Genomic DNA, 24,396 nt, shown 5'->3' with positions numbered 1-24,396 from the left:
ACCATGAAACATGGGTTGTTGATTGCCGTTGCGCTGGCGGCCCTCGCCGGCGCGGCCCACAGCGCCGAAAACTGCGAAGACCTGCGCGCCCGGATCGAGTCGAGCATCGCCGCGGCCGGCGTGACGCGCTTCACCGTGACCGTCGTCGATGCCAACGCATCGGCAAATGGCCAGACCGTGGGCAGTTGCGAACTGGGCAGCAAGAAGGTGATGTACGAGCGCGATGTCGGACCCGGCCCGTCCGCTGCGCGCCCGACCGTCGCGCCGATGCTCACCGAGTGCAAGGACGGCACGGTGTCCGTCGGCGGCGACTGCAGGAAGTAGCAGCGGGCATCGCTTCCTCCCGCGCTGCCTTGCGGGTCAGCCGCAAGTCTCCGGCTCGAGAAGCCCCTTCTGCATGCCCTCGCGAACGGCCTGGGCGCGCGACTTGACGGCCAGCTTGCGGAAGATGTTCTTCACCTGGGTATCGACCGTGTGGAGCGATCGATGGCTCGTCTCGGCGATCTGCCGGTTGCTCAGGCCCTGCGAAATCATCCGCAGCACCTTGATCTCTCGCGGCGACAGCAATCGCCGTGAGCGGTCCGGACCGGAGGACAAGGCCTTGCGCGTGCGCGTCGCCTTGACGGGCACTGGCGCCGGCTTCTCGGGCGCGATCTTCGACCCCAGGATGCGCCGCGCGAGCCGGGACGCCATCGCGGTTTCGCCCTGCGCGATCAGGCGCATCAGGAAAGCGAGGTCGCCCTCGTTCGCCTCGGTGAAGAGCGAGCCGACGGCGCCCGCGGCCGCTGCTGAGTCCGCGAGCAGGTCATGGTCGTCGGCCACGGTCCACTCCATGGGCTCTTCGGGCTGCAAGAAAACCCTGGCCACAGGCGCTGCGGGCCATGCAATGGCGCCTTCGATCCGCACAGGAGCCTCGGTTGCCGCATCGGTTGGTTGAGGAAGTGCGATCCAGTACTGCGGCCCTGTCGTGCGTGCCGCCCTGAAGCGATCGGCGCGGGCCGCGATGGTGTTGTTCTGGCGAAAGGCTTCGGGCTTCAGCAGCGCGGGAAGGAGCGGCATCTTCGAGTTGATGGAACGGGCCGCCCCGTCCCTGCCTTCTGTCTCGGGCTGCTTCCACGCGAGGCCGCACATCTGCTCCACCAGGCGCGATCGCTTCCTGATCGCCGCGATGCGCGCCTGCGCGCCCCAGCGCTTGACGCCCAGGCTCCTGCGAAAAATCTTGCCTTGCCCCGGAACGCTCCGGGTCAACCAGCGCACGGGTCCGGCGCCTATTGCCGATCGGCGCGCCGCGCCAGCACTGCCGCCTTTCACGTTGGCGGCGCCTTGCTTGATTTTTCCTCTGAACATGGGTGTCGGCGCTCGCTCAAGAAGGGTATGGGGGTGCCGCCGATGGAGCGGTGCCGCATGCATGGCTCTGCGGTCACGTCACCCATGAGGTTGCTCGCCGGCCCTCAGCAGGCTTGACCGTGCGTCTCAGTTCTTGCAAGAATCTGCTCGGAATCCGGGATTTTTGGCACTTTTTTCGTATTTTCTTCTTCCAACGACCTCTCAGCCAGCCTCCACACACCCTCGATGAGCTTGCGCGACCTCGAGCCCGGCGTCCGTTCCACGCTCCAGAACGGCCTGCCCCACAGCCACTTCAGCGTGCAGGCAGAACCGCCGCGGCGGCAACTGCTGGCCTGGCGGGATCGCGTGGGCCACGTGATCGATGTGCTGCCCTCCTCGCGCGAAACCGAAATGCCATTCCGGGCGGCCATCGATCGCTACAGCGTCGGCGACATCGTCTTCACCGACTGCCGGTCCGACGCGATGGTGCTCGAACGTTCGCTCGCCCGCATCTCGACCGACACGGTGCGCGACTACGCTTTCCACTTGTTCCTCGAAGGCGATGTCGAAGGCGTCACCGTGCGCCACTCAGCGACACGCCATGACGCATCTTCCGCGGCGAAGATCCTGGCGCTCGACATGGGCCAGCCGGTACGCATGCGTCGCAACGCGTGCCACGTGCTCACCTTCTTCGTGCCGGGCACGCTGGTGGAAGAAATCTTCCCGGACCCCGAAGCCATTCACGGCCGCACGATGCAAGGCGACACGCCGATCGCCCGGTTGGCCATGGCGCACATCGCCGCACTCGGCCAGGACATCGCCACACTGAGCGCTCCGGCGGCGCATGCCGCCGTGCGCGCGGGCGCGCAACTGCTGATCGCGGGCTTCGGCAAGCAGGCCCAACTGAGCGGCAATGCACGCGCGGCGGCGCGTGCCGCCATGTTCGGCCAGGTGCGGCGCTACGTTCAGGCGAACCTGCACCGGGCCGACCTGTCGCCCGAGAGCGTGCTGACGGCGCTGCGAATGCCACGCCCGACGCTGTACCGCATGTTCCAGCACGAAGGCGGCCTGGGCGCGTACATCCGCCACCTGAGGCTGCGGCATGCGGCCGACGACCTGATCCGGTATCCGCATCTGATGGTGACCGACGTGGCATATGGCGTCGGGTTCAAGAGCCCCTCGGATTTCACGCGGGCGTTTCGCCGGGCCTATGACTTGTCGCCGCGGGACTTCAGGGCTTCGTCGGGGAAGGCTGCTTGAGCGCTCGGACCGAAGCTCGCGGACGCAGCGGAAGGTTTCGTTGATTTCGAGAAACAGGCAAGAACCCGACAGAAACCGGACAGTGGCGTGCTGGCCGCTCTACCGCGAAAGTACGACAGCCCCGTGACCATCGATTCCGCGTATTCGCAGGATCAGGCAAGAACCTTGTTCAATCCGGATACCGCCCCAAACCCCATCGGCGCGAGACTTCTCTGCATGCCCGGCGCGTCCCTTGCGCCATGGTTCACCGACCCGCACGAGGAGTTTTGTATGAGCGCAATCCAGGAAAAAGTCGTCCTCATTACCGGTGCGAGCAGCGGCATCGGCGAAGCCACCGCGCGGCTGCTGGCGCGGCGCGGCGCCAGCGTGGTGCTCGGTGCGCGGCGCACCGACCGGCTCGAAGCACTCGCGGCCGAAATCAATGCCACGGGCGGCACGGCGAGCTTTCAGCGTCTCGACGTGACGCATCGCCCCGACATGGAAGCCTTCGCCGAGTTCGCACTCGAGACGCACGACCACATCGACGTGCTGGTCAACGCCGCGGGCGTGATGCCGCTGTCGCCGCTGTGGAACCGCAAGATCGAAGAGTGGGAACTCATGATCGACGTGAACCTGCGCGGCGTGCTGCTCGGCATCGCGGCCGTGCTGCCGGCGATGCAGGAACAGGGCTGGGGCCACATCGTCAATGTGGCGCCGATCGCCGTGCAGGGCCTGTCGGCGGACTCGGCCGTGTACCACGGCACGCAGTACGCGGTGAATGCGATCTCCGAAGGGCTGCGGCAAGAGCACGAAGGGCGCCTGCACGTCACGGTGGTGAGCCCCGACGTGGCCGCAGCAGGCGACCCGCTGGCCGAGCACATCGCGGCCAGCTACACCGTCGAGCGCATGCGCACGCGGCGGCGCCTTGCTGAGCCTGCCGATGCTGTGGCACGTTCGATCGCCGGCGCGATCGAGGGGTACGGCATTGCGGGAATGACGCGACGCCCGGCCGCAAGGCCACGGCCGACCGCGCACGCGTGGTGATCGCTCCCCGGCCTCGCGACTGCGTCAGTAGCTCCTGTAGGGCAGGAACTTGCCCGACAGCACCACGTTGACGCGATCGCCCTTCGGGTCGGGCTGGCGCTGGATGTCCATGCTGAAGTCGATGGCGCTCATGATGCCGTCGCCGAATTCCTCGTGGATCAGTTCCTTGATGGTGGTGCCGTACACGCTCACCACCTCGTACCAGCGGTAGATGAGCGGATCGGTCGGCACCGGCGTGGGCAGCGAGCCCTTGTAGGGCACGACCTGCAGCCACTTCTGCTCTTCCGGCGTGAGGCCGAAGATCTTGCCGACGACCTTGGCCTGCTTGTCGTCGAGCGTCATCTGGCCCAGGCATGCGGCGGTCGTCCACTCTTTCGAGAGTCCGACTTTCTTTGCCACGTCGGCCCACTGGATGCCCTTGGACACCTTCACGGTGATGATTTTTTCGGTGACGTCGTTGCGGTTCATGCGGCGGGCTCCTTGAGATGAATGGGTGCGACAAGCCAAGCAACAGACATGCCTGTTGTCTTGCCCCCTCCCCCTCTGGGGGAAGGAGCAAGACCGGGTCAGCGTTCCCAATGGAACTTGCGATCCGCCTCCGCAACAGGCTGGTCATTGATGCTCGCAAAGCGCTTTTGCATCAGCCCGTTCTCCGCAAACTCCCAGTTCTCGTTGCCATGGCTGCGAAACCACTGCCCCGCCGCGTCGTGCCATTCGTACTCGAAGCGCACCGCGATGCGGTTGCCCATGAAGGCCCACAACTGTTTCTTCAGCCGGTAGTCGTGCTCGCGCTCCCACTTGCGCGTGAGGAACTCCACCACCTGTTCGCGGCCATTGACGAAGTCCGCGCGATTGCGCCATTCGGTATCGGACGTGTAGGCTAGGCTCACGCGCACCGGGTCGCGCGTGTTCCATGCATCTTCGGCGGCCTGGACTTTCTTCGTGGCGGATTCAAGGTTGAAGGGCGGCAGCGGCGGGCGGGATTCCATGGCGGTCTTTCTGCAAAGGATGAAGTGGCGAAGGCCCGCAATGTGCCATGAGTAGACAGACCTGTCTACATGCCTACAATCGCCGCATGGACATCTCCGCATTGCCCGCACGCGAGCGCATCCTGCTCACCGCGCACGACCTCTTCTATGCCGACGGCATCCGCGCCACCGGCATCGACCGCGTGATCGCCGCATCGGGCGTCACCAAGGTCACCTTCTACCGGCACTTCCCGTCGAAGGACGACCTGGTGCGTGCCTTTCTCGACCATCGGCATGGCCTGTGGATGGCGTGGTTCGTCGATGCGCTGGGCCGTCGCGGCGCGCATGAGCGCAGTGACGACAAAGGCGCCTTGCCGCTGCTGGCCGACGTGATGGCCGAGTGGTTCGCCGATCCGGCGTTTCGCGGCTGCGCGTTCATCAACTCGACGGCCGAGATCGGTGCCAGCGTGGAAGGTGCCGCGCAACGCGCACGCGAGCACAAGCACGAGATGGTCGAAGTCATCACGGGCCTGCTGCCCGCCGCGGCACCCGCGCGCATGGCGCTGGCACAGGCGGCAGCACTCGGTGTCGACGGCGCCATCGTCAAAGCGCAGATGGGCGATGCAGCACTGGCGCGCGAAGCTGTCGACGACCTGCGCCGGCTGCTTCAGGCGCTGGGCGCCAGCGTCGGCGCTTCACGCCCGCCCACGTGAACGACCCGGGTTCCGCCACAAGCAACCGGAAGCGTTAGATACCATCGACCCCCGCTACCTTCATCCACAACAGATGGTTTCTCCGCGTCTCCCCTCGACCCAGGGCCTGCAGGCCTTCGAGGCGGTCGCTCGGCTGCGCAGCGTGAACCTGGCAGCCGAAGAGCTGAACGTGACGCCCAGCGCAGTCAGCCACCGCATCCGCCAGCTCGAATCGCAACTGGCGCTCAAGTTCTTCACGGGCAGCGATTTCAGCCTGAGCACCGACGGCATGGCCTACCTGGCCCGCGTGCGGGAAGCCATTGCGGCATTGCAGCAAGTGCCCGGCCGCGAACCCGAATCGCAGGTGCGGCGACTGCGCGTGGCCGTCACGCCCACCTTCTCGCGCCAGATGCTGCTGCCCCGGCTGGCCCGCTTTCGCGACGCCTACCCGAACATCGAGCTGATGCTGCAGGTGACCGCGCCGGTGCGCAACACGACGGTCGAAGAGGCCGACATCGAACTGCGCTTCGGCACCGGGCCATTTCACGACCGCGAGTCTTTCCAGTTGCTGGCCGACGAGGTCTCGCCGGTCTGCAGCCCCGCCTACCTGCAACGCCACGGCCCCTTCGACGGCTTTGCCACCGACGCCGAGGTCTCGCGCGCGCAGTTGCTGCGCACGCCGCTGGAGTCATGGCGCACCTGGTTCAAGGCCTGCGGCGTGGGCCTGCCGGAGCCCGCCACCGGCCACCAGTTCAACGACCTCGGGCTGGCGCTCGATGCGGCGGCCGAAGACTTCGGCGTGGTGCTGATGCACCTGCGGCTGGGCAGCGCCTGGCTGGAGAGCGGGCGCCTTGTGCGGCTTTCGCCGCGCAGCGTGCCCTCGCCCAATGCCTACTTTCTTTGCTGGCGGCCAGGCGCGATGGAGCGCTGGGAGTGCGCCACTTTTGTCGAGTGGCTGCGTCAGGCCCTGCGCGACTGAGCCGGGCACGCACCGGGCCTGAATTTTTTTCAGATGCGGGCGCAGGTCTTTTCAGATGATGCCCCGGGGCCCCTGCGGATAATGACCGGTTGCCCAGCGCCAACCCACAAAGACAACCAAGGAGACTCCCAGTGTCCGACCTTTCCAAGATCACCAGCATCGAAGACCTGCGGGTGATCGCCAAGCGGCGTGTGCCGAAGATGTTCTACGACTACGCCGACTCCGGCGCCTGGACCGAGAGCACCTACCGCGCCAACGAGAGCGACTTTCAGAAGATCAAGCTGCGCCAGCGCGTGGCCGTGAACATGGAAGGCCGCTCCACCCGCACCACCATGGTCGGCCAGGAGGTGTTCATGCCCGTGGCCATCGCGCCCACGGGCCTGACCGGCATGCAGCACGCCGATGGCGAGATCCTGGGCGCCCGCGCGGCCAAGGCCTTCGGCATTCCGTTCACGCTCTCGACCATGAGCATCTGCTCGCTGGAAGACATCGCCGAGAACACCGACCGGCACCCCTTCTGGTTCCAGCTCTATGTGATGAAGGACCGCGACTTCATCGAGCGCCTGATCGAACGCGCCAAAGCCGCCAACGTGACGGCCCTGCAGCTCACGCTCGACCTGCAGATTCTTGGCCAGCGCCACAAGGACATCAAGAACGGCCTGACCGCGCCGCCCAAGCCCACGCTGAAGAACCTGATCAACCTGGCAACCAAGCCGCGCTGGTGCATGGGCATGCTGGGCACCAAGCGCCGCACCTTCGGCAACATCGCGGGCCATGCCAAGGGCGTGAAAGATCTGTCGTCGCTGTCGTCGTGGACGGCAGAGCAGTTCGACCCGGCCCTGAGCTGGGCCGACGTGGAGTGGATCAAGAAGCTCTGGGGCGGCAAGCTCATCCTCAAGGGCGTGATGGACGTGGAAGACGCGCGCCTGGCCGCGTCCAGCGGTGCCGATGCACTCATCGTGTCCAACCACGGTGGCCGCCAGCTCGACGGCGCGCCCTCTTCCATTGCCGCGCTGCCCGCCATCGCCGAAGCCGTCGGCAGCGAGATCGAAGTGTGGATGGACGGCGGCATCCGCAGCGGCCAGGACGTGCTCAAAGCCCGCGCACTGGGCGCACGCGGCACCATGATCGGCCGCAGCTTTCTGTACGGCCTGGGCGCCCACGGGCAAGAGGGCGTGACGCGCGCGCTGCAGCTCATCCACAAGGAACTCGACATCACGATGGCCTTCTGTGGCCGCACGAACATCGACGACGTCGATTCGAGCATCCTGCTGCCGGGCACCTTCTAAGCCCGCAAGGGCAAGCGGACAAGGCCCCTTCAGGGGTAGGCTGATGCGGCGCCGGCTGACACGGCGCGGCCACGTGCAGGCGCAGAATGTTTTGGCAACAACAACATCGCCTGCACGGCGGCAAAGGCACCATGAGCGCAGTCACGCCTACCCATGGAGGCCAGACGGCTTCCGCTTCTTCGTCCCCACCGCACTACACGGCCGAAGAAAAGCGCCACCGTGTCTTTGCGATCATGGCGGCCTCTTCAGGCAACCTAGTCGAGTGGTTCGACTTCTACGTGTATGCCTTCTCGGCGCTGTACTTTGCGCCGGCGTTCTTTCCCAAGTCCGACCCCACCGCACAGCTGCTCAACACCGCCGGCGTGTTCGCGGCCGGCTTCCTCATGCGGCCCATCGGCGGCTGGCTCTTCGGCCGCGTGGCCGACCGGCTCGGGCGCAAGACCTCGATGCTGATCTCCGTCACCATGATGTGCGGCGGCTCGCTGGTCATCGCCTGCCTGCCGACCTACGCACAGATTGGCGCGTGGGCGCCCTTTTTGCTGCTGGTCTGCCGGCTCTTCCAGGGCCTGTCGGTCGGTGGCGAATACGGCACCACCGCCACCTACATGAGCGAGGTGGCGCTGAGGGGCCAACGCGGCTTCTTCTCGTCGTTCCAGTACGTCACCTTGATCGGCGGGCAACTGCTCGCGGTGCTCGTCATCGTGGCGCTCGAACAGTTGCTCACCGAGGCCGAACTCAAGGCCTGGGGCTGGCGCATTCCCTTCGTGATCGGCGCCATCGCCGCCGTGGTCGCGCTGCTGCTGCGCCGCACCCTGCATGAAACGCAAAGCGCCGAAGCCAAGGCCAACAAGGAAGCCGGCAGCATGGCCGCGCTGTTCAAGCACCACACGCCCGCCTTCCTGACGGTGCTGGGCTACACGGCCGGCGGCTCGCTGATCTTCTACACCTTCACCACCTACATGCAGAAGTACCTGGTGAACACGGTGCACCTGCCGATCAAGACCGCGAGCTACGTGATGACCGGCGCGCTGTTCGTCTACATGTGCATGCAGCCGATCTTCGGCGCGCTGTCGGACCGCATCGGGCGGCGCAACAACATGCTGCTGTTCGGTGGCCTGGGCACGTTGGCGACCGTGCCGATCCTGACCGCGCTGCAATACACGACGAGTCCGGTGATGGCCTTCGTGCTCATCATCGTCGCGCTGGCCATCGTGAGCTTCTACACCTCGATCAGCGGGATCGTGAAGGCGGAGATGTTCCCGCCCGAAGTGCGCGCGCTGGGCGTGGGGCTGGCCTATGCGGTCGCCAATGCGATCTTCGGCGGCTCGGCGGAGTACGTGGCGCTGGGGCTCAAGTCACTGGGGCATGAGTCGGTGTTCTTCTGGTATGTGAGCGGGATGATGGTGATTGCATTTCTGGTGAGCTTGCGGCTGCCGAGGCAGGCGAGTTACTTGCATCACGATCATTGAAGATTTCTGGCACGGCCCGGCCAGAGCGAACGGGTCGACTCTCCCTATGATTTCAAAGAGGCCACAACGGCCCGACAGGGAGAGTCCACATGACAGTTCAGAACCTCGCCACCGAGCCGCGCTCGGCGCCCGGCTACTTCTTCAAGGGCGAGGCCATTCGATGAGCGTTCGCTTGCGTCTGGTGTTGAACCTGCTGGCATGGGCGGTGTTCATTCCGGTTCTCAATTTGCTCTTCACCAGCCTGGAGCGAAACCGGATCCTGACGACCTCCGGCCTTTCGGTTTCGATCATTGCAGGTACGCTCGTTCTTTGGTTGGGGCTGATCTATTGGCGTTGTGTGCCGAGCACCGCCAACCTCGCAGTCCGCTTCGCCTATCTCGCCATCTATCTGACGGTAGCGCTCCTGCTTGGAATCGCCGCGCTCTGGGGCGCTTTCTGGGTCACAGTTTTGATCTACGGGCTTTGACTTACAACGCGAAGATGATCGCCATTTGCAGCGCATCAAAAATGATGGTGATTGCGTTCCTGGTGAGATTGCGGCTGCCGAGACAGGCGAGTTACTTGCATCACGATCATTGAAGGCAGTGGGAATGCCTGCTTGAACCGCAGGTATCTGCATGGCTATACGGCGCCGGTCACGCCAGAGCGTGATCGGGATTAGCGTCCCGTTGAAATCACTGCGACGCAAGCCGAAGCCACCCCGCAGGGTCTGCGGCTTTGTCGTTCGTGCCTCCAGTTTTTTGGCGACTCGATGGGCGGGCGCGAGCCCGGCCGGCTTCACGCAAGTGGTTTCCCGGTACGCCAACCCGTCGAGCTGCCGCCCTCAATTGGCGTTGGGTGCCGCGGTTTCAGCAAACCGAAACCCTTGGAGGTCATCCAGACCAAAGCCGCTCGCGCGTCCGTGCGCAGCCCTTCGAGTCTTCTGAGACCACCAGCGCCGAATCTCTCGCGCTACAGGCATGCGATGACATCGACGGCCTTCACGTCGTGCAGCGTGCATATGCGTGTCTCGAAAAACTCATCGCCCCGCAGCACGTGAACGACACGGAAGAGGTCTGCCCGACGCGCACCGAACTCAGTGCACTGGTGCGGTTGGTCAATGAGGAATTGCAGCGGCGGATCAATACAGCCGAGGTAACGATTCAGGCATTGCGTGCAGCCGAAAGTCAGAGCGGTGCGCAATGAACGCCCATGCGAGCTATCTGCTTATTGCACATAAAAAACCTCCTCGGAAGCCTCGGCCCGCTTTTGTGACTTGTTCCACACCAACGAGAAACCGATCTACATGAATCACGGGCGCCTGTCGTAGCAAGAAGAAGATCGCCGCCAATAATTGCGGCCTCATAAAAAAGGGAGGAATTTTGAAAAAGTCAGGTCTCAACAATATGCCGCGCGTCCGGCTGCTTGCCATTGCAGCCGCAGCTGTAGCGATTTCCGCATGCGGCGGGGGAGGAGGCGGCGGCGGATTCTCGGTATTGCCAATTGCGCCAGCGCCGGCACCGCCGCCATCGGCGCCAGTGGCCGACAACTCGGCCCCTTGTTTCAACGAAGCCGATTTCCGCGAAGGAACAACGGTCGAACTCGAGGCGGCGAAGCTGGGAGCCGACCCGGTATCCGCGCCATCCCATAGAAAGAGCGTGACCGAGGGCCGAGAAATGTTTGCCGGCGCCAATCCTATTGCCATCAACGTCGGATCTGAAACGGTCCAAATGCTGCAGGTAACGGAGAACACCGTAAAAAAAGAGTACAGGGATTTTGTCGGTGGGAATATCCTGCTTTACGGTAAGTCCACGACTTACAAACTCACCATCGATCCAGAGCTTGCGGCCACGCGTCCCGCCGACTTCCCCAAGAGTCAGGTCAATTCCGATTCCCAGGCCTTCGAGCCGCCGTTCTCTTTTCCGATCGACATGAAACCCGGTCAAGTAGTCAACCAGAAACTATCGATCACCAAGAATCGCACTTTCTATGGCCAAAGCGATTCGCTCTCCATCCCGGCCACTGGCGAGCTGACCTACCACGGCCGCGAGAAGCTGGAAACGCCGCTGGGCACGTTCGACACCTGCAAGCTCTCGCTGAAGATAACGATCGGTGCCTCGGTGATCTCGAAGGACGCCACCCAAGAGTTGTGGCTGGCTGCCGAAGGCCCCTATCGAGGCCAACTGCTCAAGGGCAGCGATGCGAAATCGTCGCAGCTCGTGACGAAGATGACCTACTCACCCAAGTAAACGGGCAGTCGGTATCCAGCAAGCGGACCCTTCGGGGTCCGTTTTTCGTTACAGCGCGAATATCCGCTCCATGGCCACCCACTTCTCCCCTTCAGGCGTCCAGGGCGTAGGCGCCTGAAACTTCCACATCAGCGTTTCCCATTCGCCGATCTTCGAATCGCTCTGGGACGCAAGCGCCATCGCCTGCGCGTCATACCGCGCGTCGTCTGTCTCCATCAGCATCACCATCCGCGTGCCAAGCCGATAGATCTCCATACCCGTCACCCCATGCACATGCAGATGCGCGCGCACTTCGGGCCAGATGCTGCGGTGGTACGCCTCGTACTCAGCAATCAGCTTCGGGTCGTCTTTCAGGTCGAGGGCAAGGCAGTGGCGCATGGGCGGCTCGTTCGTTCCGGAGAGAAGAGTGAATGAGTGGGAGAGAAAAGGATCAGGTCAACGCCCGATCCAGATGCGTATACCCGCCATCCACAAACACCCACTGCCCCGTCGTATGCGAGGCCTGCTCGGACAGCAGAAACACGACAGTGTTCGCAATCTCCTGCGGCGTCGTCATCCGTCGTCCCAGCGGAATCTTGTCGGTGATGGTCGCGAGCTTGCGGTCGGGTTCGTCAAAAGCCGAAATCCAGCGCTGGTACAGCGGCGTCATCACCTCGGCCGGAATCACCGCGTTGACGCGCACGCCATCCTCCAGCAGCGATGCGGCCCACTCGCGCGTCAGCGACAGTTGCGCGCCCTTGGCCGCCGTGTAGCCGCTGGTGTTGCCCTGCCCCGTCACCGCCGTCTTCGACGAGATGTTGACGATGGCGCCTTTGCTGGCCTTCAGGTGCGGCAGGCAGAAATGCGCCATCACATAGCAATGCACGAGGTTGCGTTCGAGCGATGCAACGAAAGCCTCGCGCCCTGCTTCGAGGCCCACGCTGTCGTTCACGCCCGCGTTGTTGACGAGCCCGTCGATGCGGCCGAACTCGGCGATGGTGCTTTCAATGGCCTTGGCGCAAGCGGCCTCTTCCATCAGCTCGAACTGGATGAACAGCGCACGCGGCTGCAGTGCACGCAGCTCTTCTTCAAAAGGCGCATCGAGCGGGTTCTTGCCGCAGATCACCGGCACCGCCCCTTCGCGCGCCAGCGTGAGCGAGATGGCCGCGCCGATGCCGCTGCCGCCACCGGTCACGATCACCACCTTGTCTTTCAGATGCAGGTCCATGGTTGTGCTGTGCCTTTCCTTTGTCTGCTCATCCGCGAAAGCGATAGCGTTCGAGCGATTCGGGTTTCATGGTGATGGAAAAGCCCGCGCCCTTCGGCGGCATGTACGCCGCGCCGCGAATCTCGCAGGGCTCGACGAAGTGTTCGTGCAGGTGATCGACGTACTCGATCACGCGGCCTTCGCGCATGCCGGAGATACAGAGGTAGTCGATCATCGACAGGTGCTGCACGTACTCGCACAGGCCCACACCGCCGGCGTGCGGGCACACGGGCAGCTTGTATTTGGCGGCCATGAGCATCACCGCCAGAATCTCGTTCACGCCACCGAGCCGGCACGCATCGATCTGCACCACGTCGATGGCGCCGCGCATGATGAACTGCTTGAACATGATGCGGTTCTGGCACATCTCGCCGGTGGCCACCTTCACGACCGGTGCAATGCCTTCGCGGATCTTGCGGTGGCCTTCCACGTCGTCGGGGCTGGTCGGCTCTTCGATGAACCAGGGCTTGGCAAAGGCGAGTTGCCGTACCCAGTCGATGGCCTGGTCGACCTCCCAGACCTGGTTGGCGTCGATCATCAAATGGCGATCGGGCCCGAGCACTTCGCGCGCCACGGTCAGGCGGCGAATGTCGTCCTGCAGGTCGCGCCCCACCTTGAGCTTGATGTGGTTGAAGCCCGCATCGACCGCCTCTTGCGCCAGCCGCCGCAGCTTCTCGTCGGAGTAGCCGAGCCAGCCGGCCGAAGTCGTGTAGCAGGGGTAGCCCTCGGCCTGCAGCGTGGCAACGCGCTCGGCCTTGCCCACAGCCGCATCACGCAACAGCGAGAGCGCTTCTTCGGGCGTGATGCAGTCGGTGATGTAGCGAAAGTCGATGCAGCGCACCAGTTCCTCGGGGCTCATGTCGGCAACCAGTTGCCACACGGGCTTGCCTTCGGACTTGGCCCACAGGTCCCACATCGCATTGACCACGGCCCCGGTCGCAAGATGGATCGCCCCCTTGTCGGGGCCGATCCATCGCAACTGGCTGTCGGAGGTGATGTGCCGCCAGAAGCGGCCCATGTCCTGCGCCACCCACTGCAGATCGAGCCCCACGACCAGATGGCGCATGGCCTCGATGGCCGCGCAGCAGATCTCGTTGCCACGGCCGATGGTGAAGGTCAGGCCGTGACCTTCGAGCCCCGGTTGATCGGTTTCCAGCACGACATACGCCGCGGAGTAATCCGGGTCGGGGTTCATCGCGTCGGAGCCGTCGAGCTGCTGCGAGGTGGGAAAGCGCACGTCGAGGACGCGCATCGATCGAACAATGGTCATGAGGTCTTCAGGTCTCCAGGAAAAATCAGTCGTACAGCACGGCCGCGATCTTGGGATCGGCGATGTTGGTCTTGTCGTACCAGAAGAACCCGGTGTCGACGATCTTGGGCAGCTTCTCGCCCTTGATCGCCTTCACGGCCATCTCCACGGTCTTGTAGCCCATGCCCACGGGGTTCTGCGTGATGGCGCCGGCCATGCTGCCGTCGAGGATGGCGTTCTTCTGCTGCTTGCCGGAGTCGTAGCCGATGATCACGACCTTGCCGTTGCGCTTCATCTCCTTCACGCCATTGACCACACCGATGGCGGAGCCTTCGTTGGCGCCGAAGATGCCCTTGAGGTTGGGCGAGGCCTGCAAGATCGACTTGGTGATCTCGGTCGACTTGAGCTGGTCGCCGCCGCCGTACTGCACGCTCACGATCTTGATGTTCGGGTAGGTCGACTTGATGCGGTTGACGAAGCCGTCACGCCGGTCGACACCGGTACGGCTGGTCTGGTCGTGCACCACCAGCGCGACTTCACCGGACTTGCCGATCAGCTCGGCCATCTTGTCGGCGGCGAGTGCGGCGGCGGCCTTGTTGTCGGTCGTGGTGGTGGTGACGGGAATGTCGCTGTCCACGCCCGAGTCGAAAGCCACCACGGGAATCTTCGCGGCCTGCGCCTTCTTCAGCAGCGGAATGGCGGCCTGGCTGTCGAGCGCGGCGAAGCCGATGGCCTGCGGCTTCTTGGCGAGCGCGGCGGAGAGCATGTCGATCTGCTTGTCGACCATGGCTTCGGTCTCGGGGCCTTCGAAGGTGACCTTCACCTTGAAGTCTTTTCCTGCCTGCTCGGCCCCCGACTTCACGGCCTGCCAGAACTGATGCTGGAAGCCCTTGGACACGAGCGGGATGTAAATCTCTTGCGTCTGCGCTTGCGCAAAACCCGACAGGCCGATGAGGGCCGCTCCGAGCGTGGCTGTGACTGCTCTTCTCTTGATCATGCAAAGTCTCCTGTGGTTGTAGAAATCGGGTCAGTGCTTGCTGTTGCTGCGGCGGCGCAGGATGTCGGCGTACACCGCAAGAATGATGATCACGCCGGTGATGACGGTTTGCCACTCTTGCGCCACCGAGAGAATGCGCAAACCATTGGTCAGCACGCTCATGATGAAGGCGCCGATGATCGTGCCGACGATGGTGCCGGTGCCGCCACTGAGCGAGGTGCCGCCAATCACCACCGCCGCGATCGCGTCGAGTTCATAGCCCTGCCCCAATGCGGGCTGCGCAGAATTCAGGCGCGAGGCAATCAGCAGGCCCGCAATGCCGCAGATGCCTCCGCTCACCGTGTAGACAATGACCTTCCAGAAGTCGGTGTTGACGCCCGACAGGCGCACCGCTTCTTCGTTGCTGCCGAGCGCGAAGGTGTAGCGCCCGAGGATGGTCTTGTTGAGCACGATGCTCGCAACAATCGCCACCACGAACAGGATGAGAACCGCGTTCGGAATCGGCAGCGACGGAATGACGTAGCCGATCAGCGAGTCTTGCGAGATGGCAGAAAAGTTGGGCGTGTCGTTGAAGTAGATCGGCTTGGTGCCCGAAATCACCAGCGACAGGCCCTTGAGCAGCATCATCATGCCGAGCGTGGCAATGAAGGGCGGGATCTTGAGCTTGGCGATCAGCACGCCCGACACGAAGCCGGCCAGCGCGCCGAAGAAGATGGCGGCCGCAATGCCCAACGCCAGCGGCATGCCCATGTAGGTGAGCACCACGCCGGCCATGACGGCGCAGAAGGTCATCAGCGTGCCCACCGACAGATCGATGCCCGCCGTGATGATGACGAAGGTGCAGGCAATGGCCAGCACGCCGTTCACTGCGGTCGACTGAAGAATGCTCACGAGGTTGTCGGCCTGCAGGAACTGCGGCGACGCGACGCTGAAGAACACCATCAGCACGATCAGGCTGGCAAAGGCCAGCATCTTCTGTCGCGTGGCCGGGCGAAAGAGCCGCGCCTTCAGCGAGAAGCCAGGCGATGCAGCGGTGGTGGCGGTGGGGGTCGTCAAGAATTATCTCCAGTCGAAATCAATGGGCTGCGGCGGAAGCAACTTCGCGGCGGGTGGCGAGCTGCATGATTTTTTCTTGCGAAGCCTCGCGCCCCGTCAGTTCACCGGTGATGCGGCCTTCGCACATCACGAGCACGCGGTGGCTCATGCGCAATATCTCGGGCAGTTCCGACGAGATGATCACGATGGCCTTGCCCTGCTCTGCCAGCGCATTGAGCAGGCGGTAGATCTCGGCCTTGGCGCCCACGTCGATGCCGCGCGTGGGCTCGTCGAAGAAGAGCACGCTGCAGTCGCGCAGCAGCCACTTGGCAATCACGATCTTCTGCTGGTTGCCGCCCGAGAGCAGGCGCACCTGCTGGTGCACCGAAGGCGTCTTGATGTTGAGCTGCTTCACGTAGCGCTGGCCGGCCGCCTCGATGGCGGCCTGGTCGAGAAACACGCCCATCGACACGAACTTCTTCATGCTGGGCAGCACGATGTTGGTTTCGACGTCCATGCTGGTGGCAAGTCCGAAGTGCTTGCGGTCTTCCGACAGGTAGCCGATGCCGTGCGACACCGCGTCTTGCGGCGACTTGATCGACACCTTCTTGCCGCGCACGCGGACTTCGCCCGAGTCGATGGCGTCAGCGCCGAACACGGCGCGCGCCAGCTCGGTACGGCCCGCGCCCATGAGCCCCGCAAAGCCCAGGATCTCGCCCTTGCGCAGCACGAAGCTCGCATCGCGCACCATCGATCCGCGTGTGATGCCGCGGGCCTCCAGCACGATCTCGTTGCCCGAGGTGTCCGGGAAATCGTTCTCCACTTCAGTGAGTTGGCGCCCGACCATCATGGCAATGAGCGAGTCCATCGGCGTGTCGGCCATCGGCACGGTGGCGATGTACTGGCCGTCGCGCATCACGGTCACGCGGTCGGCGATGCGCTTGAGCTCATCCATCTTGTGCGAGATGTAGACCACGGCGACGCCCTGCGACTTGAGCTGGCCGATGATGCGGAACAGATCGGCCACCTCTTCGTTGTTGAGCGCGGCGGTGGGCTCGTCCATGATGAGCACGCGCGAATCGAAGGACAGCGCCTTGGCGATCTCCACCATCTGCTGCTTGGCAACCGTGAGTTCGCCCACAGGCGTTTGCGGATCGAGCCGCAGGTTCATGCGCTCGAAGATGCGCTGCGTTTCGGCGCTCATGGCCTCTTCGTCGATGAACAAGCCCAGGCGCCCGCGCGGTTCGCGGCCGATGAAGATGTTCTGCGCCGCGCTCAGGTGGTTCATCAGGTTCAGCTCCTGATGGATGATCCCGATGCCCAGCGCCTGTGCGGCGCGCGGGCTCGCGATGTCCACGGGCTGACCGTTGAACGTCACCTCGCCGGAGTCCTTGCTGTAGACGCCCGCGAGCACCTTCATCAGCGTGGACTTGCCGGCGCCGTTCTCGCCCATGAGGGCGTGCACCTCGCCGGGCAGCAGATCGAACTGTGCCTTGTCGAGTGCGCGCACCCCGGCAAAAGATTTGCACAGGTCGCGGATGGTGACGATGGGTTGCTGCATGCGATGTTCAAGCGGGCTGAAGGTCGTAGAAACGCTGCGCGGTGCCGCGCCAGACTTGCGCCTGCTCGCCGGTCGACAACTGCGCGATGAAGGCTTCGCTCACGGCGATCCAGCCTGCGTAATCACCCGCGAGCGTGAGCACGGGCCAGTCGCTGCCCCACATGAGGCGGCCGGGGCCGAAGCATTCGAGCAGGTGCTCCCACACGGGGCGCACGGCGTGGGCCACAACGTCGGCATCGCGGTACATCGCGGACGGCGCTTCGGTCCACAGGCCCGAGAACTTGCAGCAGACCTGCTGCGGCAGCGCAGCGATCTCGCGCATCCGATGGCGCCATGCGGCGAAGACTTCGCCGTCGGCTTCACCGACCGGCGGCTTGGCCGCATGGTCGATCACCACCGGCAGTTGCGGCCATTCGCGCAGGAAGCGCAACAACGCGCCCAGATGCCGCGGCTTCACGAGCGCATCGAAGCGCAGGCCCAGCCGCACGAGCGCCTGCAGCGCGTCGGGATGCGGCGCACGCACGATCCAGTCGTCATCCGGCAGGTCTTGCAGCATCGGCCGCACGCCCTTGAACTTCGGGTGGCGCGCCATGCGCTCCAGCGATGCAGCAGCTTCGGGCCGGCTCAGGTCGACCCAGCCGACCACGCCGCCGATGAATTCGTGGGCCGTCGCGAGTTCGAGCATGAAGTCGGTCTCGGCTTGCGAGTCGGCCGCCTGAACCAGCACGGTCTGCGTGACGTCGTGCGCCTCCAGCAGCGGCATCAGGTCTTGCGGCATGAAGTCGCGCACCAGCGGTGCCAACACCGGCACATCGGCGCGCAGCCACGTGTAGTCGCCGCGCGCGGGCTGCCAGAAATGCTGATGCGAGTCGATGCGTGTTGCCATGCGTTTCAAATCATCGGCAGTGGGGCTTGGGTCCATGGCGGGGCTCATTCATTCAGAGCACGAGGCCGTCGTCAATCGCTGCGAACAGCGTTGCGATGTTGTCGGGTTGGAGGTAGGTTTCATCGGCCGGCCTATTTCGTCACGTCGACGCGATCAAGCTGAAAGTACGCACCCGACACCTTCTTGAGCACCAAGGTATGCGAGCCCGTGGCCAAGCCCGACACGCTGTAGGCCGTTCTCTGGCCTTTGTAGACGGCAACCGCGGGGATCGTGATGTTCTGCGCCGCTGCACCGTCGAGCGAGGCCGAGAACTGCACCGCCGTCGTATCGACAGGCGCCAGTGCGCGGATGCCGGTTCCGGTGAAGGTGACGCTCATCGCATCGCCATTCGTCTGGGTGTAGTGAATGTCGAAGTTGAAGTCGCCCGAAGACTGGCTGCGTCCGGTCGAACTCCCCCAGTTGCCCGTGTAGACGATGCCCGACCAATCGTCGTTGTGCACAGCCGACGACGGGAAGAGCAGATCGAACTCCACCGGCAGATTGTTTCGCTGGACCTTCACATGCAGCTTGCCGTTCGCCGCTTCTGCACCCAGGGCGGCATTCAGGTCGTTGCTGTCCACGATGTTCTTCGCCTGGCCTGCAACGGTTGCCTGAAGGAACACATCGTTGGCCAGTACGCCGCTGTTCGCCGCATCCGATCCGGCCAGCACGGACTGCACCAGCACGCCCGCCACGCTGGGCAACCCGCCGGCCGAACGCTCGCCTTCCGTTTCCACCGACTTGACCTTGGCACCCAGAAAGTCGGACGGGGTTTCCAGCGTCACCACCTGAATGTTCAGCGGGTCGAAGATCGGCTTCTGGGCCTTGGGCTTCAGCCGCGGGTCCTGCACGCCGAACTTGTCCATGGCGATGTTCTGGAATCCGACAGTCAGGGCCGGCGAGCTGGCCGCGACCGTGAAGTCGCCCTTGGCGCCATCGGCGAACATGGGATCGCCTGAGTACTTCGAGTTCGCATCCCACCCCATTGCCTGCGCCGCCTGCAGCGCGGCGCTGGTCGGCAGCAGGTTGTTGTCGACGAGTTCGCCCTTGTTGCCGCTGTTGATGCCGATCGGCTGATAGGCCCCCATCACGATGTTGTGCTCGAAATGGTCCAGGCTGTTCGCAAACCAGACATGCGCATGGAAGGTGCTGTTCACCAGGATGTTGTTGCGGTTGATGCGCTTGAAACCCTCGCGGTTCTTCAGCCCGCCTTTGAGCAGGACGTTGTTCTCGATCACGTAGTTGGTCGAACCGTCGTCCAGGTCGATGTCCCAGCCATGGTCGCAACGAAAGCGGTTGTTGCGGATCGTGACGGGCTTCATCGCATCCAGGAAGGGCATCAATGGGTTCGCCGCAAGGTCCAGATTCGCAACGCCGCCGTTGCCCGCCGGCAACTGGCCCCAGTACCGGTCGCGCCCCCAGGAATTGAACGCGCCGTGATCGCCGGTCTCCAGCACGGTATCGAATACGTCGTTGTACTCGAGCACATGGCCGCCCCAGGTGCCGTCGCCGATGTTGATGCCCGCGCGCGGCGTGCCATAGATGCTGTTGCTGCGCACCGTGATCTCTGACGCCATCGAGATCTCTACGCCTGTCGCCTGCTTTTCCCTGAAGCCGATGTCATGGATCAGGTTGTTTTCGGCAATGGACTGGGCCGGGTAGGCATTGGTTTTCGGCCCGACCGTCTTGTCCATGTCGGTGTAGCTTGTTCTGGCGGCGTAGTGGAAACCGGGCGAGCGAACCGCCTCCGGCGAGCCCACGAAAAGAATGGCGCTGGCGCCGATGTCCTGGATCTCGTTGCCCCGCACGGCAATGCCGCGGTTGTAGCCGCTGACGAACACGGCATTGCCGCCCAGCGCATGCATGTCGTTGCCTGCAACCTCCAGGTCCTTGCCACCTTCGATGTAGATGGCACCGCCCCGAAAGACTTTCCAGTCGCTGCGAAGCAATGGTTCGGTGGTCTTCATGAAGGTGTTGCCGGTCTGCGTCAGCGTCAATCCCTTGATCGCCACGTCGTGAATCGGCGTGGCCTCCGAGCCTTTCAACACGATCAGTTGCTCGACCAGGCCGTTGTCGACGCCGCCGCTCACCTCGACCCGCAATGCCGTCCTCGGATCGACACCCGTCTTCGGAATGAAGTAGAGCTTTCTGGCGGCCACGTCATGGAACCACTCCTGCGGCGCATCGAGTTCCTCGAAGATGTTCTCGACGAAGCTCACGTTCCAATCCGGCCCTTGCTCCATGCGGTAGTTGCCGGTCCCCTCGCCCAGATCGAGCGTGCCATCGGGCTTCTTGCCCTTGATCTGGTAGTGAATGTCGCCCCATTCGCCGTTCAGCATCACATGCGCGTACCCGCCCTTGGGGTTCTTCCAGTTCGCAACGCGCGCGGAGTCCGTCGCCGCTCCACTGCCGTTGAAAAAAATCCTCGGGCCGGCCGGGTCGCGGGGTTGAAAGTTGGGATAGCGCGCACGCACCTGGCGCTCGCCGTCGATGTAGAGGTCGTCGAAATCGGTGCCATCGGTGGCGGCGGTCCAGACGCCGTTGCCTGTGGTCGCCCACTGCAGCCCAGCCAGCTTTCGCGCGCCGCTGAGCACGGGCTGCATGCCGGGCACCGCCGTGATCACGAAGGGCTTGCCTGGTGTGCCCGAAAGCTCCGGCCCCAGCACCACGGTCGAGGTCAGGTAGTGCGTGCCTTGATCGAGAAAGATCGTCCGTCCTGCAGGCGGCACGGCGCCGGCCTGCGCATCGCTGGCGGCCTTCAGCACAGCCTGCTTCAGCGTGGCGAAAGGCCGGGCTTGCGTGCCGGGGTTTTGATCGTTGCCGGTTGGAGAGACATAGAGATTCGCCGTGTCCACCGGCGTGACCGGATCGGCTGGGGCCACGGGGTTGCCGCCGCCAGCAGGTGGCGGAAAGAAGCCGCCACCGCCGCTTCCGCCGCCGCACCCCTGCAGCCCGAGCATCAAGACCATCGCAGCCATTGCGCCGCCGATAAAAGAAGGCCGGCACCCTTCCTTCTTGTGCGTTGCAGGTGCGGACACAGTACATCCTCCAGTCATCATTTTTTCGACTCCCCTGGTGATTGCAGTGATACCGGCCGGCGTCAGAACGTGTGGCTCATCCCGAAGTACGTCCCGGTCTGCCGACCGCCTGCGGGCGGGTTGTTGTTGGTGGCTTCCACCGAGAAGTTGGCCGTGGCGCTGTTGAAGACCTTGCCCATCGACGCGTAGAGCAACGTGCGCTTGGACAGCGCATAGTTGGCGCCCAGCATGTACAGGTTGGCACTGCCGGCGTTGCGGTTCTGCGTGACACGGAACACGGACCCGATCAAGGTCAGCCAGGGCGTGACCTTGTAGTTGGCGCCGACCCAGTAGTGGTTGGCCTTGCTCGGCGCATTGAGCGGCGCATCGGGTGCCGACAGGCGCTGGTAGCCGGCAAACATCTTCAGGTCGTCGAAGGTGGCGGTGCCGCCGAGCGTGAACTCCTTGGAGGTGTTGAACAGGTCGGAGTACTTGCCGTTCTTGTCGCGCGCCACGTCGTAGATGGCGCGCACTTCGTACGAAGATGCGGCGTAGACCAGCGAGATGCCGTCCTTGCGCAGCTTGGTGAAGCCGTCGGTCTGCTCGCCCAGGCCCGTTTGCACGGTGGCGCTGAAGCCGCCCCAGGTCGGCGTCGTGTATTCGATGCCGTTGTCGTTGCCTTGCCAGTTGCGCCCGCGCACCAGCGTGGCGGTGCCGATGAACTGCTGGCCCGTGGGGTCGATGTACCAAACGTCGTTGGAGATCGCCAGGTTCTTGCCCAGCACCAGCTTGCCCCAGTAGTCCTGCAGGCCGACATACGCGCGCCGGTTGAGCAGCAGGTCGGCGCCGTTGGGCTTGGCCGCGGGCAGATCGAAGCCGCCTTCGAGCACGAACAGGGCGGCCATGCCGCCGCCCAGGTCCTCCGTGCCCTTGACGCCCAGCATGCTGGTGCCCCACTGGTTGCCGGCGTGGCGCCACAAGGTACCGCCGCCCTTGCCCGACGCGTCGGCAATGTTGTTCTGGTAGTCGACACCTGCCACCACGCGACCGTAGAGCGTCACGCTGCTTTGGGCTTGAGCGCCCGTAGCACCGATGCCGAGACAGGCGCACAGGGCGCCTGCCAGAGCGATGGATCCGAAATTCATCTTCATCGTCTTGTCTCCTTTTGTTGTTCCAGGATGGCGAGGCAACCAGAAGCACACCTGCCGGTGTGCGGCAGCTTTTTTTGGCCTTACCAATTTGGTATGACCACTTTGCCATAAGGCAAAATTGGCCTTACCAGAACAAACCCTTTTCGGGTTTCCCCGTAAGAAAGAAGGCACGATGAGCGCAAATCGACGGGGTTCAGGGTGTCAAACTGGCATGACCAGATAGCCCCGCCTAGTCCTTTAGTTAACCCAGATGCTTCCTCCCGCCAAACCCGCCGACACCCGACGGCTCTATCAGCAGATCGCCGACCAGATCCGCGCTTTCATCCGGAACGGCAACCTGCCTTCCGGCGCACGCTTGCCTCCGGAGCGGGAACTGGCCTTGCAGTTGGGGGTGTCCCGGCCTTCGCTGCGCGAAGCGCTGATCGCCCTGGAGATCGACGGGCGCATCGAGATACGGATGGGTTCGGGCGTCTATGTCTGTGCAGCGCAGGACACCTCCGAGCGCGAGACGCCGGCGGTCGGCGAAAGCCCGTCCGAAATGATGCAGGCCCGCGCGATGCTCGAAGGCTCGGTGGTCACGCTGGCCTCGGCCCGCGTCACCTCACACCAGTTGGACCGCGTGAAGAGTTGCCTGGAGGACATGCGCCAGGACGGCCTGCACGGACGCATGCAGATCGAGAACGACCGGCGCTTTCATCTCACCATTGCGGAGATGACGGGCAACTCTGTGCTTGTCAGGCTCGTGGGGGAGCTTTTCGATGGGCGGCACAGCCCGATCTCATCGCGAATGAGTGCGCGCACGGAAGACTCGCAGGCCTGGAAGGCCGCTTTCGTCGAACACGAGGCGATCTACCGTGCGCTGGAGGCGCGAGACCCACAAGCTGCCGTGGCGGCAATGCTCCATCACCTGAGCGCATCGCATGCGCGATGGACAGGGGAAGCGCCGGCCTCTGCCCTCTGAGCGGCGCTTCCTGCCTGTCGCTGCAACGCGACTATTCCGCGTAGACGCCAGCCGCCTTGATGATCGGCGTCCACTTGGCGATTTCTTCCGTCACGAACTTCTTGTGACCCGCGGGCTCGATGCGGCCATCGGTCGCGACCACGGCACCCAGCAGCTCTTCGCGGTGGATGAAGTCCGGGTCTTTCAGCGCCACCTTCAGCGCATCGTTGAGCTTCTTGAGCACCGGCGCGGGCGTGCCCTTGGGCGCATACAGGCCGTGCCAGATCGTCACCTGGAAATTCTTCAGGCCCGCCTCGTCGAGCGTGGGCAGGTCTTTGAGCATCGGCAGCGCGAGCCGCTTGGGCGTGGTCACCGCGAAGGCCTTCACCTTGCCGGCCTGGATCTGCGGCGTGGTGTTGGTGGTCTGGTCGCACAGCAGGTCGATCTGGCCGCCGATCAGGTCGGTAATGGCCGGCGCCGTGCCCTTGTAGGGAACGGCCGTCATCTCGGTCTTGGTCGCGCTCTGGTACAGCAGGCCGCACAGGTGCGAGGCCGAACCCACGCCCGCATTGCCGATGTTGATCTTGCCCTTGTTGGCCGCGATCCAGGTCGTCAGTTCCTTGTAGTTGGTCGCGGGAATGCCGGGCTTGGAGATCAGCGTCATCGGCACGTCGTTGACGATGCCCAGGTACTCGAAATCGCTCTCGACCTTGAACGGCAGGTTGCGCACCAGGCTCGGCACGGTCGCCATCGCGATGTGGTTGAGCAGCAGCGTGTAGCCATCGGGCGTGGCGCGCGCCACCTTGGCTGCGCCGATGGAACTGCCCGCGCCGGGCACGTTGTCGATGATGACGGTGCCGCCGCCCAGCGGCTTGCGCAGTGCCTCGGCCAGGTCGCGTGCCACGCGGTCGGTGGGGCCGCCGGCCGCGAAAGGCACGACGATGGTGATGGACTTGCCGCTCGGGAAGTCTTGCGCGTGCGCGCCGACAGCAAGGGCAATCGCCGCGAGGGCGAACAGTTTTTTCATGAAGTCTCCGTCAA

At 64.0% G+C, this 24,396-nt stretch carries 24 protein-coding genes; 11 read left to right on the top strand and 13 right to left on the bottom strand.

Going from position 1 to position 24,396, the window contains the following annotated elements; all coding sequences use genetic code 11:
• The first annotated feature begins 3 nt into the window (after positions 1-3).
• Positions 4-324, top strand: coding sequence for a DUF1161 domain-containing protein (locus tag H7F35_RS19525; RefSeq protein WP_187108249.1), 321 nt, complete (start codon positions 4-6; stop codon positions 322-324).
• A gap of 36 nt (positions 325-360) precedes the next feature.
• Here the strand turns inward: H7F35_RS19525 and H7F35_RS19520 are convergent, their stop codons facing one another.
• A complete protein-coding gene (locus tag H7F35_RS19520; RefSeq protein WP_187108248.1) occupies positions 361-1,410 on the bottom strand; it encodes a helix-turn-helix transcriptional regulator in 1,050 nt (349 codons plus the stop codon).
• 162 nt (positions 1,411-1,572) lie between these two features.
• Here H7F35_RS19520 and H7F35_RS19515 point away from each other — a divergent pair, with 162 nt between their 5' ends.
• Complete coding sequence (locus H7F35_RS19515) at positions 1,573-2,586, top strand: helix-turn-helix transcriptional regulator (protein ID WP_187108247.1); 1,014 nt, start codon at positions 1,573-1,575, stop codon at positions 2,584-2,586.
• A 270-nt stretch (positions 2,587-2,856) separates the two neighbouring features.
• Positions 2,857-3,609 (top strand): SDR family oxidoreductase, encoded by a 753-nt coding sequence (locus tag H7F35_RS19510; protein WP_187108246.1) that lies wholly within the window; start codon positions 2,857-2,859, stop codon positions 3,607-3,609.
• A gap of 24 nt (positions 3,610-3,633) precedes the next feature.
• Here the strand turns inward: H7F35_RS19510 and cynS are convergent, their stop codons facing one another.
• On the bottom strand, positions 3,634-4,077 hold the full coding sequence (gene cynS, locus H7F35_RS19505; protein ID WP_187108245.1) for a cyanase: 444 nt from the start codon (positions 4,075-4,077) through the stop codon (positions 3,634-3,636).
• 98 nt (positions 4,078-4,175) lie between these two features.
• Complete coding sequence (locus H7F35_RS19500; protein ID WP_187108244.1) at positions 4,176-4,598, bottom strand: DUF1348 family protein; 423 nt, start codon at positions 4,596-4,598, stop codon at positions 4,176-4,178.
• An 86-nt stretch (positions 4,599-4,684) separates the two neighbouring features.
• On the opposite strand from H7F35_RS19500, the gene H7F35_RS19495 reads away from it, so the two are divergent.
• The 7 genes from H7F35_RS19495 (at position 4,685) to H7F35_RS19465 (ending at position 11,234) form a co-directional block, all read left to right on the top strand.
• Positions 4,685-5,290 carry a TetR/AcrR family transcriptional regulator gene (locus tag H7F35_RS19495; RefSeq protein ID WP_187108243.1) on the top strand — a complete coding sequence of 202 codons (606 nt, stop codon included), beginning with the start codon at positions 4,685-4,687 and terminating at the stop codon, positions 5,288-5,290.
• 73 nt (positions 5,291-5,363) lie between these two features.
• The gene (locus H7F35_RS19490; RefSeq protein WP_187108242.1) at positions 5,364-6,248 is read left to right on the top strand and encodes a LysR substrate-binding domain-containing protein; all 885 of its coding nucleotides are present in this window, start codon (positions 5,364-5,366) and stop codon (positions 6,246-6,248) included.
• A 131-nt stretch (positions 6,249-6,379) separates the two neighbouring features.
• On the top strand, positions 6,380-7,537 hold the full coding sequence (locus H7F35_RS19485) for an alpha-hydroxy acid oxidase (protein WP_187108241.1): 1,158 nt from the start codon (positions 6,380-6,382) through the stop codon (positions 7,535-7,537).
• 131 nt (positions 7,538-7,668) lie between these two features.
• On the top strand, positions 7,669-9,006 hold the full coding sequence (locus H7F35_RS19480; protein WP_187108240.1) for an MFS family transporter: 1,338 nt from the start codon (positions 7,669-7,671) through the stop codon (positions 9,004-9,006).
• A gap of 160 nt (positions 9,007-9,166) precedes the next feature.
• A complete protein-coding gene (locus H7F35_RS19475) occupies positions 9,167-9,472 on the top strand; it encodes a hypothetical protein (protein WP_187108239.1) in 306 nt (101 codons plus the stop codon).
• 521 nt (positions 9,473-9,993) lie between these two features.
• Entirely contained in the window at positions 9,994-10,191 is a 198-nt protein-coding gene (locus H7F35_RS19470; RefSeq protein WP_187108238.1) for a hypothetical protein, read from the top strand.
• Between the two features lie 176 nt (positions 10,192-10,367).
• The gene (locus H7F35_RS19465) at positions 10,368-11,234 is read left to right on the top strand and encodes a hypothetical protein (RefSeq protein ID WP_187114516.1); all 867 of its coding nucleotides are present in this window, start codon (positions 10,368-10,370) and stop codon (positions 11,232-11,234) included.
• A gap of 48 nt (positions 11,235-11,282) precedes the next feature.
• Here the strand turns inward: H7F35_RS19465 and H7F35_RS19460 are convergent, their stop codons facing one another.
• The 9 genes from H7F35_RS19460 to H7F35_RS19420 all read right to left on the bottom strand — a co-directional run bounded on the left by H7F35_RS19460 (position 11,283) and on the right by H7F35_RS19420 (position 22,409).
• The gene (locus H7F35_RS19460; protein WP_187108237.1) at positions 11,283-11,612 is read right to left on the bottom strand and encodes an L-rhamnose mutarotase; all 330 of its coding nucleotides are present in this window, start codon (positions 11,610-11,612) and stop codon (positions 11,283-11,285) included.
• Positions 11,613-11,664: 52 nt separating this feature from the next.
• Entirely contained in the window at positions 11,665-12,441 is a 777-nt protein-coding gene (locus H7F35_RS19455; protein WP_187108236.1) for an SDR family oxidoreductase, read from the bottom strand.
• Positions 12,442-12,469: 28 nt separating this feature from the next.
• A complete protein-coding gene (locus tag H7F35_RS19450; RefSeq protein ID WP_187108235.1) occupies positions 12,470-13,750 on the bottom strand; it encodes an L-fuconate dehydratase in 1,281 nt (426 codons plus the stop codon).
• 25 nt (positions 13,751-13,775) lie between these two features.
• Positions 13,776-14,726: an ABC transporter substrate-binding protein gene (locus tag H7F35_RS19445; RefSeq protein WP_187108234.1), complete on the bottom strand. Its 951-nt coding sequence runs from the start codon at positions 14,724-14,726 to the stop codon at positions 13,776-13,778.
• A gap of 30 nt (positions 14,727-14,756) precedes the next feature.
• The gene (locus H7F35_RS19440; RefSeq protein WP_187108233.1) at positions 14,757-15,782 is read right to left on the bottom strand and encodes an ABC transporter permease; all 1,026 of its coding nucleotides are present in this window, start codon (positions 15,780-15,782) and stop codon (positions 14,757-14,759) included.
• Between the two features lie 19 nt (positions 15,783-15,801).
• A complete protein-coding gene (locus tag H7F35_RS19435; protein WP_187108232.1) occupies positions 15,802-17,322 on the bottom strand; it encodes a sugar ABC transporter ATP-binding protein in 1,521 nt (506 codons plus the stop codon).
• A 7-nt stretch (positions 17,323-17,329) separates the two neighbouring features.
• The gene (locus tag H7F35_RS19430) at positions 17,330-18,208 is read right to left on the bottom strand and encodes an amidohydrolase family protein (protein ID WP_187108231.1); all 879 of its coding nucleotides are present in this window, start codon (positions 18,206-18,208) and stop codon (positions 17,330-17,332) included.
• Positions 18,209-18,339: 131 nt separating this feature from the next.
• Positions 18,340-21,225: a PDZ domain-containing protein gene (locus H7F35_RS19425; RefSeq protein WP_187108230.1), complete on the bottom strand. Its 2,886-nt coding sequence runs from the start codon at positions 21,223-21,225 to the stop codon at positions 18,340-18,342.
• A gap of 122 nt (positions 21,226-21,347) precedes the next feature.
• Positions 21,348-22,409 (bottom strand): porin, encoded by a 1,062-nt coding sequence (locus H7F35_RS19420; protein ID WP_187114342.1) that lies wholly within the window; start codon positions 22,407-22,409, stop codon positions 21,348-21,350.
• 256 nt (positions 22,410-22,665) lie between these two features.
• Between H7F35_RS19420 and H7F35_RS19415 the strand changes: the two genes are divergently transcribed.
• On the top strand, positions 22,666-23,376 hold the full coding sequence (locus tag H7F35_RS19415; RefSeq protein WP_187108229.1) for a FadR/GntR family transcriptional regulator: 711 nt from the start codon (positions 22,666-22,668) through the stop codon (positions 23,374-23,376).
• Between the two features lie 31 nt (positions 23,377-23,407).
• Here H7F35_RS19415 and H7F35_RS19410 read toward each other — a convergent pair whose 3' ends face one another.
• Positions 23,408-24,382, bottom strand: coding sequence for a tripartite tricarboxylate transporter substrate-binding protein (locus H7F35_RS19410; protein ID WP_187108228.1), 975 nt, complete (start codon positions 24,380-24,382; stop codon positions 23,408-23,410).
• Positions 24,383-24,396 lie beyond the last annotated feature (14 nt).

The sequence above is a fragment of the Variovorax sp. PAMC26660 genome, assembly GCF_014302995.1.
Classification (GTDB): domain Bacteria; phylum Pseudomonadota; class Gammaproteobacteria; order Burkholderiales; family Burkholderiaceae_C; genus Variovorax.
This window is presented reverse-complemented; position numbering and strand designations above follow the sequence as displayed.